Source organism: Hymenobacter plasmatis (assembly GCF_020711255.1).
GTDB lineage: Bacteria > Bacteroidota > Bacteroidia > Cytophagales > Hymenobacteraceae > Hymenobacter.
Genome location: NZ_JAJFAW010000025.1, coordinates 62,574 through 75,989, shown reverse-complemented (window position 1 = coordinate 75,989; position 13,416 = coordinate 62,574). Strand labels below are relative to the sequence as shown.

Sequence of the window (13,416 nt, the reverse complement as noted above, 5' to 3'; positions counted from 1 at the left end):
CTGAAGTAGCCTAGCGGGCCAATTTCGCCAGCTGCTCCAATGAGGCCTTGAACTCGGGCGTATCGTACTCGGCCATGCCATCGTGGCGGGCGGCCACCCGCCCATCGGGCCCGAGGATAACGGTGGACGGGATAGAGTTGGAATCGAATGGCGCGGGCAGGTTGCCGGTGCGCAGGAACACGGGAAAGGTGTAGCCCTGACTCTGCACGAACTTGCGGGCCTTGGCCGCGTCATCATCGAGCGAGAGCATCACGAAGGCAATTTTCGAGTGGTCGACTTTTTTGTACAGGGCTTCAATGCCCGGCATTTCGGCGCGGCAGGGCGGACACCAGCTGGCCCACAAGTTCACGAATACGACCTTGCCTTTTAGGTCGCTCAGGTTAATCGCCTTGCCATCGAGCGTAACCAGGGGCAGGTTGTGGGGGTAAGTTGCGCCGCCGGTGAGCACCACCGGCATTTTGGCGGCCGGAGTCGCGGGCGCGGCAGCGTTCCATAGGCCGGTGGCCAGCAGGCCCCGCTGCAAGCCGCCGAGCACGATGGGCCGCAGGGGCGTGAAAAGGACGAGGGCAAACAGGGCCAGCGGCAACCAGGAGGTGAGGGACTTGTGGTTCATGGGCGGAAAATGAAGGAGTGGGCCGGGATATTTATCAAGTCCCTTTGGCCCCAGCCGATGGAAATAGAACCAGGAAAGATGAGCTGGCGGGAACAAATGTAGGGGCAACACTTGTATGAATGAACAAATGTTCATAAGTTTGTACGAGTTATGACCGCAGCTACCCCTCTTTCCGTTGATATGGGCCTCTCCGTTGAAAAAATGGAGAAAGTGGCCTTCATTCTTAAAACCACGGCCCACCCCACGCGCATTGCCATCGTGCAACTATTGGCTGCTCACGACAACCTGTCGGTGACCGACATCAGTGAGCGGCTGAACGTAGAGCAAAGCCTGCTGTCGCACCACCTTTCGGGCATGAAGCTCAAGGGCATCCTGAGTAGCTTCCGCGAGGGAAAGAACATATTTTATTCGCTGAAAATGCGCGAAGTCATCGACGTGATTCAGTGCCTGGCTGCGTGCACCTTTCTGTAAGCGGCGCGGCTTTTTTTGCCAAAACACATGAACAACCATTCATAATTTCATACGTTAAAAATGCTTCACTACTTCGGCTACTTCGCCGCCATCTTCATTGGCCTCTCGCTCGGCATTATGGGCGGGGGCGGCTCCATCCTCACCGTGCCGGTGCTCGTGTATTTGATGGGCGTGAGCCCGGTGCTGAGCACGGCCTACTCGCTGTTCGTGGTCGGCTCGACCTCGGTGGTCGGCGCGTCGGGCTACTTCCGCAAGGGGCTGGTGTCGCTGAAAACCGCCATCGTCTTTCTGATTCCTTCCCTAATGGCGGTGTTTGCGGTGCGCAAGGTGCTCATGCCGGCCATTCCGCACGTGCTGTTCACGGTGGGCAGCATCGTCTTCACCAAAGACCTGCTGGTGCTCGTGGCCTTCGCGGTGCTGATGGTGGTGGCGGCCACCTCCATGATTCGGAGCAAGCAGGCCGAGGAAGTGCTTGATGAAGAGCTGCACCACAAGCACGCATTTAACTACCCGCTCATTCTCACCATTGGCCTGGTAGTGGGCACGCTCACGGGCTTCGTCGGGGCGGGCGGCGGCTTCCTCATCATTCCGGCGCTGGTGCTGGGCGCGCGCCTGCCCATGAAGCTGGCCGTGGGCACCTCCCTAGCCATCATTGCCCTGAACTCACTCATCGGCTTTACCGGCGACCTCAGCGCGGGCACGCCCATCGCTTGGTCGTTTTTACTGGGCTTCCTCGCCTTTGCCCTCGGCGGCATTGTGCTCGGCACCTACCTGGCCCGCTTCATTCCGGGGGCCAAGCTGAAGCCCGCTTTCGGCTGGTTCACGCTGGCCATGGGCGCGTTCATCCTGACCAAAGAGCTGCTGTTTCACCACATTTAATCAACCATTTACCGCTTTTCCGCTCCCGTTTCTTTCACCCGTTATTTCGTTTCATCCCATGAAAATCGAACAGTTTGAAGACAAGGGCCTGGCCCATTTTTCCTACGCCGTCCTCAGCGAGTGCGCCCGCGAAATCGTGCTCATCGACCCGGCCCGCAACCCGCAGCAATACTACGACTACGCCAAGGCCAATGAGGCCAAAATCGTGGCCGTCATCGAAACCCACCCCCACGCCGACTTCGTGTCGTCGCACCTGGAAATCGCGCAGGCTACCGGAGCCGTTATCCGCGTGAGCAAGCTGCTTGGGGCTGATTATGCCCACGAGGGATTCGACGAGGGCCAGGAGTTCACCGTGGGCAAGCTCACCTTCCGCGCCCTGAACACCCCCGGCCACTCGCCCGATTCGCTCAGCATCGTGCTCAGCCGCGAGGGTAAGGACGTGGCCGTGTTCACCGGCGATACGCTCTTCATCGGCGACGTGGGCCGGCCCGACCTGCGCGAAAAGGCGGGTAACCTGACCGCCAAGCGCGAGGAGCTGGCCAGGCAGATGTACCACTCGCTGCGCGATAAGTTGATGCCGCTGGCCGCCGACGTGCTGGTGTACCCCGCCCACGGCGCGGGCTCGCTCTGCGGCAAGGCCCTGAGCGGGGCCAACAGCAGCAGCATCGGGGCCGAAAAAGCCGGCAACCCCATGCTGCGTCCCATGAGTGAGGAGGAGTTCGTGCAAGAGCTGCTGGCCGACCAGCCGTTCATTCCCAAATACTTCGGCTACGACGTGGCCCTAAATAAGGCCGGCGCGCCCGAATACGCCCCGAGCGTGCAGCAGGTGCCGCGCCTGGCCCCCGGCACGACGCTGGAAGCCGGTGCAGTGGTCATCGACACCCGGCCCGAAGCCGAGTTCAAAAAGGGCCACGTGGACGGGGCCATCAACATCCAGCAGGGCGGCAAGTTCGAAACCTGGCTGGGCTCCATCGTGGGGCCGGAGGAGTCGTTCTACCTGATTGCGGCCGACGAGGCCACGCGGGAAGACCTGATTCAAAAAACTGCCAAAATCGGCTACGAGCCGCTGATTAAGGGCGCGCTGGTGGGCACGCCCGCCACCGAGGCCACCATGCCGGTACTCGATGTGCCGACCTTCCGCGAGCACCCGGAGAACTATACCATCGTGGACATCCGCAACCCCGTGGAGCACCGCGACGAGCCCATTTTCGAGGGCTCTATCAACATTCCCCTGCCCGAACTGCGCGAGCGGGCCGGCGAGATTCCGACCGATAAGCCGGTGGTGGTGCACTGCGCCGGCGGCTACCGCTCGGCGGCTGGCAGCAGCATCGTGGCCGACGCCCTGCCCGGCACCGAGGTGCTGGATTTGAGCGAGGCTGTGAAATCCTTCCAGACCGCGACAGCGGCCCACTAATCCCTTTGTCGGATTGGCTCCGGCATCAGTGCCGGGGCCATTATCCGCTAATTCTCATGCTTTCCTTTTCACTTCTGATACTCCTCCGTCATGTTCGGTTTCAATAAAACTTCCGCTCCTGCTTTTCAAAACCTGACGCCCGCGCAGTTTGCCGAGGGCCTGCGCCAGCCCGGCGCGGTGCTCGTGGACGTGCGCCGGCCCGACGAATTCGCCGCCGGCCACCTGCCCGGCGCCGTCAACATCGAAGTCACCGCGCCCGACTTCGGCCAGCGCGTGGCCGCCCTGGACAAAACCAAGCCCACCTACGTGTACTGCCGCAGCGGCGCGCGCTCGGCCAACGCGGCCGGCCAGCTCACCACCGCCGGCTTCGCGCAGGTAAGCAACCTGCTCGGCGGGGTGCTCGACTGGCCGGAGCAGCTGACCACTAAATAAATAGCTTATCTCCTTACGACCTCTGTTTTCATGCTTGAACTCCTGCAACAACCCTGGCCCTGGTACGTGGCCGGCCCTTTGATTGGCCTGACGGTGCCCGCGCTGCTGCTCGTGGGGAATAAGGCGCTGGGCATCAGCTCCTCGCTGCGCCACGTGTGCGCGGCCTGCGTGCCGGCCGGCATTCCCTTTCTGACTTATAACTGGCGGGCCGAAATCTGGAACCTGGTGTTCGTGCTCGGCATCGCGCTGGGCGGCTTCATCGGCTACCGGCTCATGGGCCACCCCGACGTTATCGGCATCTCGGCCGCCACGGTGCGGGACCTGAAAGCCGAAATGCACCTCACGGACTTCACCGGCCTGCTGCCCCGCGAGCTGTTTGCCCTCGACAACCTCGCCAACTGGAAAGGCTGGGTGTTTCTGGTGCTGGGCGGCTTTCTGGTGGGCTTCGGCACGCGCTACGCCGGCGGCTGCACCTCGGGCCATGCCATTTCGGGCCTCTCCAACCTGCAATGGGTATCGCTGGTGGCCGTCATCGGCTTCTTTGCCGGCGGCTTGCTGATGACCTGGGTAGTTTATCCGATGATGTTTTAGCCCCCTCAAATCACCGTTTTATGGAAGCTATTGCCCCCACCGCCGTTGACTTCTGGGATGCCCGCTACGAGGGCGAAACCTACGCCTACGGCACCGAGCCGAATGCTTACTTCCGCCAGCAGCTCGATGCGCTGCCGCCCGGCCGCCTGCTGCTGCTGGCCGAGGGCGAGGGCCGCAACGCCGTGTACGCCGCCAAGCGCGGCTGGCAGGTGACGGCCGTGGATTTCAGCGACGAGGGCCGCGCCAAGGCCCTGCGCCTGGCCGTGGCCCAGGGCGTGCGTCTCAACTACCAGGTGGCGGACCTCACGGCGCTGGGCTGGCAGCAGCCCGGCCACTACGACGCCGTGGGCCTCATTTACGCCCACTTAGCGCCCGCAGACCGCCGGGCGGTACACGCCGGCGCTGCCGCCAGCCTGGCTTCCGGCGGCCACCTCATCCTGGAAGCCTTCAGTCCCCGGCAGCTGGGCCTGCCCTCGGGCGGCCCCAAGTCCGCCGACCTGCTCTACGAGCCGGCCACGCTGGCCGAAGACTTTGCCGGGCTGAATATCCTGGAAAACCACGCGCTGGGCGTGGTGCTGCACGAAGGCAGCTTCCACGCCGGCCCGGCCAACGTGGTGCGCCTGCTGGGCGTGCGCGATTCCTCCTCCAAACTCACTTACTGCATATGAAATATTTCAAATACCTGGTGCTGGGCACGTTGTTCGGCATCATTCTCACCAAAAGCGAAGTCATCAGCTGGTTCCGGATTCAGGAAATGTTCCGCTTCCAGAGCTTCCACATGTACGGCGTCATCGGCTCGGCCATTCTGGTGGGCATGATTTCCATTCAGCTTATCAAGCGCAACCGCCTCAAGTCGATTGATGGGGAAGAAATCAAGCTGGCCGACAAGCAATTCAACCACGGCATCTGGATTGGGGGCTTCATCTTCGGCCTCGGCTGGGCGCTGACCGGGGCCTGCCCCGGCCCGCTGTTCGCGCAGCTGGGCAGCGGCATCGGCTCGGCCGCCGTGCTCATTCTGGCCGCGCTGGCCGGCACCTGGACCTACAGCGCCCTGCGCGAAAAGCTGCCTTACTAACTTCTTCCCTCTTTAACGCCTCCCCGCCATGAAACCCACCGATGAACGGGTGCAGCAGCTGCCCCACATGGCGCGCCTGCTGATGGTGCTGACGGCGGCCGTGGTGCTGGTCATCGTGGTCGTGGTCACGCAGCTCTATGGCCCGCCGGCCGCGCCCGCGCCCGTGGCGGCGGAGGACGAAGCCACCCAGGGGCCGCCCCCAACAGGCAGCTACCACCGCCCGGCCGCCCCGGCCCCGGACACGGCCACTATTCCGCGCACGGCCGCCGGCCGCCAGATTCGCTACGGGCGGGAGCTGATTGCGCACACCGCGCAGTACCTGGGGCCGCAGGGCTCGGTGGCGCACCTGACCAACGGCATGAACTGCCAGAACTGCCACCTGCAGGCCGGCACGCAGGGCTTCGCCAACAACTACCTGGCCGTGGCCGCGACGTATCCCAAAATGCGCGCCCGCTCGGGGTCGGTCGAAGGCATTGAAAAACGGGTGGGCGACTGCATGGAGCGCAGCCTCAACGGCCGCGTCGTGCCCGACAGCAGCCGCGAGATGCGCGCCATCGTGGCCTACATCAAGTGGCTGGGGAAGGACATTCCCAAAGGAAAAAAGGTGTACGGCACGGGCTTTATGAAGCTGGCTTACCTCGACCGGGCCGCCGACCCGGTGATTGGCGAAGCGGTGTTCGCGGCCAAGTGCCAGAGCTGTCACGGCCCCGCCGGCCAGGGTCAGCCGCTGGCCGACAACACCGGCTACCAGTACCCGCCGCTGTGGGGACCGGCCAGCTACAACGACGGCGCTGGCCTGTTCCGGGTGTCGAACTTCGCCAAGTACGTGAAGGCGGCCATGCCCTTCGGGGCCACCTTCGACCACCCGCAGCTGACCAACAAGCAGGCCTGGGACGTGGCGGCGTTCGTCAACTCGCAGCCGCGCCCGCACCTGGCGACGCCGCGCGACTGGCCCGACATCAGCAAAAAGCCGGTGGACCTTCCCTTCGGGCCTTACGCGGATAAGTTCTCCGAAAAGCAGCACAAGTACGGGCCGTATCAGCCCATCGAGGACGCGCACCCGCAGCCGGCCAAAGCCAATTAACCCGCCCTTGTGATGAACCGCTTTCTTCGTTTCTGCGCGGCCGGCCTGCTGCTGGCCCCGGCCGCCGCGCGGGCGCAGCAGGCCGAGCCCGCCCCCACGCGGCCCGTCACGGGCCGTAACCAGCTCCTGCCATACCCGCCACCGGCGGACACCGTGCAGGCCCGCACGCTGGCCGACGCCTTCGGGCGGGGCCAGTGGCACGGCCGGGTGCGCAACTACTTCATGGCGACCCTCAACCAGGGCGACCGGCCCGATTACTACGCCAACGGCCTCGGGGCCGGGGCGCGGTTCGAGACGGCCCCGCTGCACGGCTTTCAGCTGGGCGTGGGCGGGTTTTTCTGGGCCAACCTGGCCTCCAACGACCTGGCTACGCCCGACCCCGCCACGGGGGCAGTGAGCCGCTTCGAGGTGGGCCTGTTTGACGTGACGGCCCCCGCCCGCCGCCAGCTCACGGGGCGGCCCGAGGAGCTGTTCGCCCGCTACCGCTGGCGGCAGTCGGTGGCCACGTTTGGGCGGCAGCTACTGGTGACGCCCCTACTCAACCCGCAGGACGGCCGCCTGAGCCCGAACTACGCGCAGGGCCTGTGGCTGGAATTCAACGAAGTAAAAAACACGACCCTCACGGCCGGCTGGCTGACGCACATGGCCACGCGCTCCACGTCGGAATGGGCCTCGGTGGCCAACTCCCTCGGCCTGTACCCCACCGGCGTGGACGACACCGGCAAGCGGGCGGGCTACGCCGGGCAGCTGAGCAGTCGGGGCCTGGGCATCGTTGGCGCGAGCCGGCAGCTGGGGCCGCGCACCCGCGTGCAGGTCTGGAACTACTATGCTGACAAGCTGTTCAACGCCACCATGGCGGAAGCCACCACCGGCTGGGCCGTGGGCGCGGGCCAGCTCAGCCTGAGCGGGCAGTACCACTACCAGCGCACCGTGGGCAACGGCGGCAACGCCGACCCGCGCCTGGCCTACAGCGCCCCCGGCCGCCAGGCCCATGCCCTGAGCGCCCGCCTGGGCTACCAGCGCGGCCCCTGGAGCGTGAGCGCCAACTACACCCGCATCACCCGCACCGGGCGCTTCCTATTTCCGCGCGAGTGGGGCCGCGAGCCGTTCTACACCTTTCTGCCCCGTGAGCGGGAGGAAGGCTTCGGCGGGCTCGCCGCGGCGGCGCTGCTGGCCGGCCGCACCTTTGCCCGGGTGCCGGGGCTGAAAGCGGAAGTCGGCTACGGCCACTACTACCTGCCCGATGTGCGCGACTTCGCCCTGAACAAGTATGGCATGCCCTCGTACCGGCAGCTCAACGCCTCGGTGAGCTACCCGTTTGGCGGCTGGGCGCGGGGCCTGCGCGGGCAGCTGCTCTACATTTACAAGGGCGGCCTGGGCGCCACCTACGGCGAGGCCCGCTACGTGGTGAACAAGGTGGACCTGCACCAGCTCAATCTCATCCTGAATTACGATTTTTAGGGTCGCCGACCCGTTCCCATCCCCTCCCAATTCCCTGCTTCCATGCTGACCATTCGCCCCCTGCTTACCGCGCTGCTGCTGACCGGCGCGGCCCTCACCGCCACCGCCCAAACGCCTGCTACGATGCCCGCTACTCCCCCCGCCACCACGCCCGCCACGCCGCCCGTGCTCACGCCGCCCAACGCCGCCTTTGCCGCCAAAGCCGCCAGCTTCGCGGGTGCGCCCGCCACCCAAAAGCACTATCGCGCCGTGTACCAGCTCGATAGCAGCGAGCCCAAGCTCATCAACCAGACCCTGCACAACATGAAAAATGCGCTCGAAGACCCGCGCCTGAAGGGCAAGCTGGAGCTGGAGCTGGTGGTGTTCAGCGGCGGCACGGTCGTGTTCAAAAAAGACCAGCCCTACGAGGCCGACGTGCTGGCTTTGCAGCAGGCCGGCGTCATCCTGGCCCAGTGCGCCAACTCACTCAAGGCCTACAAGCTGACCAAGGACGATATGCTTCCCTATATCTCAATCGTGCCCACCGGCAACGGCGAGCTGATTATCCGCCAGGCCGAGGGCTGGGTGCTCGTGCACCCGTAACCACTTCGCTATTTCCCCTCTTTGTATGACTACTCAACTTGGTTTGCGCGAAAACTGGCGGCAGTTCAGTTTGCTGGTCCTTGTCAACGCCTTCGTCGGCGGCATGGTGGGGCTGGAGCGCAGCATCCTGCCGCGGCTGGCCGAGCAGGAATTTCACCTGGTGGCCCGCACGGCCATTCTCTCCTTCATCGTCGTTTTTGGCCTCACCAAAGCCGTGGCCAACTACTACGCCGGAGCCTGGGCCAATAAGATTGGACGCAAAAACCTGCTGGTCATCGGCTGGCTGTTCGGGCTGCCGGTGCCGCTGCTGCTGCTCTGGGCGCCCAGCTGGGGCTGGGTGATTGCGGCCAACGTGCTGCTGGGAATAAACCAGGGCCTGGCCTGGTCGAGCACGGTGGTCATGAAAATCGACCTCGTGGGACCAAAGCAGCGCGGCCTGGCCATGGGCCTGAATGAGTCGGCCGGCTACCTGGCCGTGGCAGCCACGGCCTTTGCCTCGGGCTGGCTGGCCACCGAATACGGCCTGCGGCCCTACCCGTTTTACCTGGGCATCGGGCTGGCGGTGCTGGGCCTGCTGGGCTCGCTGCTGGTGCGCGATACCCGCCACCACGTAGCGCTGGAAGCGGCGCAGGCCCCGGCCGCGCCGGCCGGCCCGCCACTTTCCTTCTGGGACGTCACGTGGCGGCACCCCAACCTGGGCTCGGTCACGCAGGCCGGGCTGGTGAACAACCTCAACGACGGCATGGTGTGGGGCCTGCTGCCGCTGCTGCTGGCCAGCAAGGGCTTTACGCTCACCCAAATCGGTACCGTGGCGGCCGTGTACCCGGCCGTGTGGGGCCTGGGCCAGCTGCTCACCGGCCCGCTGGCCGACCGACTTTGTAAAAAGGACCTGCTGTTCTGGGGTATGCTGCTGCAAGGGGCGGTGCTGCTGGCCATGCTCTTTACCGACACCTACCCCGTGTTTGTGCTGCTGGCGGCGCTGCTGGGGGCGGGCACGGCGCTGGTGTACCCCACGTTCCTGGCGGCCGTGGCCGAGTACGCGCCGCTCCCGCAGCGGGCGCACAGCGTGGGCATCTTCCGCTTCTGGCGCGATGCCGGCTACGCCATTGGGGCACTGCTCACCGGCCTGCTGGCTGATGCTTTTGGCCTGGGGGCCGCGCTGGCGGCCATTGGCGGGCTCACGGTGCTCTCGGCGCTGGTCATCCAGCGGCGGATGTACTGCCTGCCGGGGACAGCTGAAGTAGGCCCAACGCGAAGCTGTTCCCGGCCAATGTCCGTTGCAAATCATGAATCTAACCGGGGACCAGGCGTTGGTTTTCGGACCAGTTTCAGCGTAGCCTGATACTAGCGGCAAGGCTATCTCTTTGCTGCCTATCGGGCCATGCGGCCGCACTCTCATTGACTTGCTCCTTTTGGGGGCAACACGAGTGCGGACCAACTGGAACCCGTCAGCAGCCACTCGCTGTTGGCGGGCTATGTGTAACCACCACAAACCAGCGCAGAAACTCCAACGCTTCGGCATCTACATTGCCGTGGGCGTCCTGGTGCTGATAAGCCAGTATTATACCCTCTAAACCAGGCTCCGCCTGCGCATGGCTTAGCCTTTTCAGTTGGCGCTGCAACACCCGCCGCGCCCTTGAATTTGAATGGGTGGGCAGGGCACCGTACCGTACGAGCAGAACACGCAGCAGTCACCGGCCAGGGGCTTGAGCACCGTACCGCAGCTGGTGCACTCGTAGAACCACTGACATGCCTCGGTGGGCATCTGCTCGGCTTGTGCGTGCTGGCAGAACGGGCAGGTGAGCACCGAGGTCAGTTCGGGAGTCGTGGTGGCAGGGGGCGTGAGGGGAATCATAGCCAGGACGATTAGTGGGCGGTGGTGGGGTTCAACACCAGGTAGCCAGTGCCGTTGATGGCTTTCTCTACCTGGGCAACGGGAGTCACTTTTGAGTCAAAGCGTACCTGGGCGGTGCCCTGGTCATAGGACACCCGCACGCGCTGCACGCCCGGCACTTGCTGCACGGCGTGCTCGACGTGGCGGGCACAAGCCTCGCAGGTCATGCCCCCGATGCGGTAGGAACTGGTTTGCCACACCGGGGCAGCGCGGACCGCCGCCACCGGTTTGGGCGCCGCCGACGGGTAGAACCGGGCACTGTAATAGGGAAATGCCAGCAGCAGCCCGGCCAGCACCGTCACACTCGCCAGAAAGCCACGCGACTGCATCAGGGAGGGATTACCCGGCACGGGGCAGCCGCAGTCGTCGTCCGCCCCGGGCGCGGGCCGGAGCTGCTGGTACCAGGCGAAGCCCAGCACGCCAACCGTCAGCGCTATCAGGTAGGGGCGCAGGGGCTCCAGCCACGCGAAAGTGGAAGCGACGCCCCCCAGCCCTCCAACGATGGCCAGCAGCGGGGTGATGCAGCACAGCGAGGCTGCCAGCGCCGCCAGCAGGCCCGTTCCGGCCAGCGACCTGGTGGGAGTAGAAGCTGAATGGTTCATGCGACTGGGGCAGTGAGGGAAGTGGAAACAGATGCCAGCAGGGGCTGCACCAGGGGTCGCAGGGCGGGCGTCAGGGTATAGAATACCGTCTGCCCGACTTTGCGGGCCTGCACCACGCCCCCGTCCTTGAGCTTGCGCAGGTGCTGCGAGATGGCCGACACGTTCATCTGCAGCACGTCGGCCAGGTCACACACGCAGAGCTGCTGCTGGTCCAGCAGCAGGAACAGCATCTTCAGGCGCACCTCGTTGCCGGCCAGGGCCAGCACGGCGGCCACGGCTTCGATGCCCGGCGCAGCCGCGGCCAGGCGCTGCTTGCTGTGTTCAATGTGGGCGGCGTCAGCAAAGACGCGGATGCAGGAAGCGGCCATAACTCTTGATTTCCCCAAAATTACTACTTTCTTATTTAAGCAAACGCTTAAATAAGAATCAAAAAACCGAATCAGGCCTCGTTTGCCGCTTTTCGCTTTCATGCTGGTTACCCAGCAGCTGATAATGAAATCCTGCTCCCTGGCAGTTTGTCCATTGCTGGCGCTGACGCACCCATTACATTCGCTCGCTTATTTTACAAGCCCAAGCATCCTGCCCGCAGAGGAGAGCCTCCGATAGTAGTTCGGGTGACAACTGCCCGGCTCCCAGCTATTTTACTTGCCGGTGCGCTTGCGCAATCGCGGCAGTGCGTTCCTCACTCATGCCAGCCGTAGCGGCAAACTCCGGCCACCGCGCCACGTGCGTCAGCACGTCGTCAATGAGTTCGTCGGCCCCGCGGATGTTCATTTCCCGCGCCACGGCCTTGAGGTCGGTCCGGGTGAAGCCGTCGCGCTTGCCGTTCAGGGCCATCTGGTGCTGGCTGGTCCAGCGGTTACCGGGCTGGTAGGCGTAGGCGACATCATAGGCTGGCGCCAGCTGCCACTGACCCGCCGTATCCATCAGAAACGAGATGTTCTTGGTGTGGTCGTCCTGGTTGCGGGCCACCACGTTGAACACCATTCGCCGAAAGAACTGCTCGGCCGCCGTGTAGGGCAGCCGCAGGTCGCGCATGACCTGGAAGGCCTGCTCGTAGGAATAGGCGGGCTGGTTGTAGTCGTAGTGGGCCAGCGCGCACAGGGTCTGCGCGTGGATTTTCTCCCCCTCCGCGGTCCGGTCAAAGCGCCGGGTCATGAAGTGCGCCCGCGGCCCTTCCTCGTAGAGGCGGCACTCGCTCATCTGCAGGCCGCTGGCGGTGGCCATGAGGTAATAGGCATATTCCAGCCGGCCAAAGTCCTGGGGGTCGGCCAGGGCCAGGTCGCGCACGCCATCGAGTTTGAGCAGCCAGTAGCCGAAACCGGACGGGGCTTTCACCTGGCCCGAGCGCACCTCACCGCTTTCCTCGTTGAAGGCAATAATGGCCTTGGGCCGGGCCCCACCCGCCGAGGTGCCCACGGCCAGCAGGGCCGCTAACCCATCAGCTGCCCCGTCGCGCAGGTTGACCTGGAAGGCTTCACGCTGCCCGACCACCTGCTGTGCCAGCTCCACCAGCGCAGCCACTTCCAGGGATTCGCCTCCCGTCGCGGCCACATTGCCCACCTGGGGCTCGAACTCCAGGGCGCCCATGCCGCGGTTGGCGATGTAGCACAGGCGCTCCACCGGCGAGAAGTCGGCGGGGGCGCGGCCCTGCGTGGCCAGCCAGGCGTCAATAAGCTGATTACCGAACCGGTCGGGCAGCGCATCGGCCAGCAGCCCGGGCAGGCCGTGGTAGGTGTCGGGGTTCAGGCGCGGAAACGCGTATACCTGGTCGGCGCGGGCCGTCAGCGGCATCTGCAGTGGCGCCACGTTCAGGCCGGACTTCACAAAGCCGGGGTCGTAGGCAAACGTGGCCAGCGACCGGGCCGCGTCCCAACGCACGACTCCGACCGGCTGGCCCCACAAGCGAACAAAAGCGAGGTCTACCATTCAGCGGGTGGAGGTGGGGGAGGAGTGGACGAGGCGGGAGAAGCGTTGCGGCGCTGCTTTTTGGCGAGGCGGGCCAGCGCCAGGGGGCTGATTTCGGCTTTGGTCACCAGGCTATCCAGCAAATCGAGCTGCTCCAACGTGCGCAGCAGTTGCACGAAGGTGAGCAGCGAGGTGGGCCGGCCGTGCTCAATCTGACTCAGCGTGGCCCGGTCAATGCCCGCGGCGTCGGCCACCGCTTGCTGGGACTGGTTGCGGTTGAGCCGAATCTGGCGCAGGCTGCTGCCCAGCTCGCGCAGGATGGCCAAGTCGGAAAGAGAGTACCAATTCATGTTGTATAGGCGCAACAAAGAAGGTCAAATATAACGTCTTTGTTGCGTTTGTGCAACAGA

Annotated in this window: 17 protein-coding genes; 11 read left to right on the top strand and 6 right to left on the bottom strand. The window is 64.7% G+C overall.

The annotated features are described in order from the left end of the window. Positions 1–10 precede the first annotated feature (10 nt). Positions 11–613 carry a TlpA family protein disulfide reductase gene (locus tag LJ738_RS17030; protein WP_227787568.1) on the bottom strand — a complete coding sequence of 201 codons (603 nt, stop codon included), beginning with the start codon at positions 611–613 and terminating at the stop codon, positions 11–13. Between the two features lie 180 nt (positions 614–793). Between LJ738_RS17030 and LJ738_RS17025 the strand changes: the two genes are divergently transcribed. The 11 genes from LJ738_RS17025 to LJ738_RS16975 all read left to right on the top strand — a co-directional run bounded on the left by LJ738_RS17025 (position 794) and on the right by LJ738_RS16975 (position 9,944). After that, the gene (locus LJ738_RS17025) at positions 794–1,084 is read left to right on the top strand and encodes an ArsR/SmtB family transcription factor (RefSeq protein WP_227787567.1); all 291 of its coding nucleotides are present in this window, start codon (positions 794–796) and stop codon (positions 1,082–1,084) included. A gap of 60 nt (positions 1,085–1,144) precedes the next feature. Further along, the gene (locus tag LJ738_RS17020) at positions 1,145–1,963 is read left to right on the top strand and encodes a sulfite exporter TauE/SafE family protein (RefSeq protein ID WP_227787566.1); all 819 of its coding nucleotides are present in this window, start codon (positions 1,145–1,147) and stop codon (positions 1,961–1,963) included. Positions 1,964–2,021: 58 nt separating this feature from the next. Further along, the gene (locus LJ738_RS17015; protein WP_227787565.1) at positions 2,022–3,377 is read left to right on the top strand and encodes an MBL fold metallo-hydrolase; all 1,356 of its coding nucleotides are present in this window, start codon (positions 2,022–2,024) and stop codon (positions 3,375–3,377) included. Positions 3,378–3,467: 90 nt separating this feature from the next. Then, complete coding sequence (locus LJ738_RS17010) at positions 3,468–3,809, top strand: rhodanese-like domain-containing protein (RefSeq protein ID WP_187455430.1); 342 nt, start codon at positions 3,468–3,470, stop codon at positions 3,807–3,809. Between the two features lie 30 nt (positions 3,810–3,839). Continuing rightward, complete coding sequence (locus LJ738_RS17005; RefSeq protein WP_227787564.1) at positions 3,840–4,400, top strand: YeeE/YedE family protein; 561 nt, start codon at positions 3,840–3,842, stop codon at positions 4,398–4,400. 20 nt (positions 4,401–4,420) lie between these two features. After that, positions 4,421–5,068 (top strand): class I SAM-dependent methyltransferase, encoded by a 648-nt coding sequence (locus LJ738_RS17000; RefSeq protein ID WP_227787563.1) that lies wholly within the window; start codon positions 4,421–4,423, stop codon positions 5,066–5,068. Further along, entirely contained in the window at positions 5,065–5,475 is a 411-nt protein-coding gene (locus LJ738_RS16995) for a DUF6691 family protein (RefSeq protein WP_227787562.1), read from the top strand. Before LJ738_RS17000 ends, LJ738_RS16995 begins: the two co-directional genes overlap by 4 nt. Before the next feature lie 28 nt (positions 5,476–5,503). Next, positions 5,504–6,559: a c-type cytochrome gene (locus tag LJ738_RS16990; protein ID WP_227787561.1), complete on the top strand. Its 1,056-nt coding sequence runs from the start codon at positions 5,504–5,506 to the stop codon at positions 6,557–6,559. A gap of 12 nt (positions 6,560–6,571) precedes the next feature. Further along, complete coding sequence (locus LJ738_RS16985; RefSeq protein ID WP_227787560.1) at positions 6,572–8,020, top strand: OprD family outer membrane porin; 1,449 nt, start codon at positions 6,572–6,574, stop codon at positions 8,018–8,020. A 42-nt stretch (positions 8,021–8,062) separates the two neighbouring features. Then, positions 8,063–8,602, top strand: coding sequence for a DsrE family protein (locus LJ738_RS16980; protein ID WP_187455424.1), 540 nt, complete (start codon positions 8,063–8,065; stop codon positions 8,600–8,602). A 25-nt stretch (positions 8,603–8,627) separates the two neighbouring features. Then, positions 8,628–9,944, top strand: coding sequence for an MFS transporter (locus LJ738_RS16975; protein ID WP_187455423.1), 1,317 nt, complete (start codon positions 8,628–8,630; stop codon positions 9,942–9,944). Between the two features lie 264 nt (positions 9,945–10,208). On the opposite strand, the gene LJ738_RS16970 is transcribed toward LJ738_RS16975, so the two are convergent. The 5 genes from LJ738_RS16970 to LJ738_RS16950 all read right to left on the bottom strand — a co-directional run bounded on the left by LJ738_RS16970 (position 10,209) and on the right by LJ738_RS16950 (position 13,356). Then, positions 10,209–10,457: a GDCCVxC domain-containing (seleno)protein gene (locus LJ738_RS16970; protein ID WP_227787559.1), complete on the bottom strand. Its 249-nt coding sequence runs from the start codon at positions 10,455–10,457 to the stop codon at positions 10,209–10,211. 11 nt (positions 10,458–10,468) lie between these two features. After that, positions 10,469–11,098, bottom strand: coding sequence for a mercuric transport protein MerTP (merTP, locus tag LJ738_RS16965; RefSeq protein ID WP_187455422.1), 630 nt, complete (start codon positions 11,096–11,098; stop codon positions 10,469–10,471). Next, positions 11,095–11,466 carry an ArsR/SmtB family transcription factor gene (locus LJ738_RS16960; protein WP_187455421.1) on the bottom strand — a complete coding sequence of 124 codons (372 nt, stop codon included), beginning with the start codon at positions 11,464–11,466 and terminating at the stop codon, positions 11,095–11,097. The genes merTP and LJ738_RS16960 overlap by 4 nt, the downstream gene beginning before the upstream one ends. A gap of 268 nt (positions 11,467–11,734) precedes the next feature. Beyond that, complete coding sequence (locus LJ738_RS16955; protein ID WP_187455420.1) at positions 11,735–13,027, bottom strand: type II toxin-antitoxin system HipA family toxin; 1,293 nt, start codon at positions 13,025–13,027, stop codon at positions 11,735–11,737. Next, entirely contained in the window at positions 13,021–13,356 is a 336-nt protein-coding gene (locus LJ738_RS16950; RefSeq protein ID WP_187455419.1) for a helix-turn-helix transcriptional regulator, read from the bottom strand. The genes LJ738_RS16955 and LJ738_RS16950 overlap by 7 nt, the downstream gene beginning before the upstream one ends. Positions 13,357–13,416: the final 60 nt, after the last annotated feature.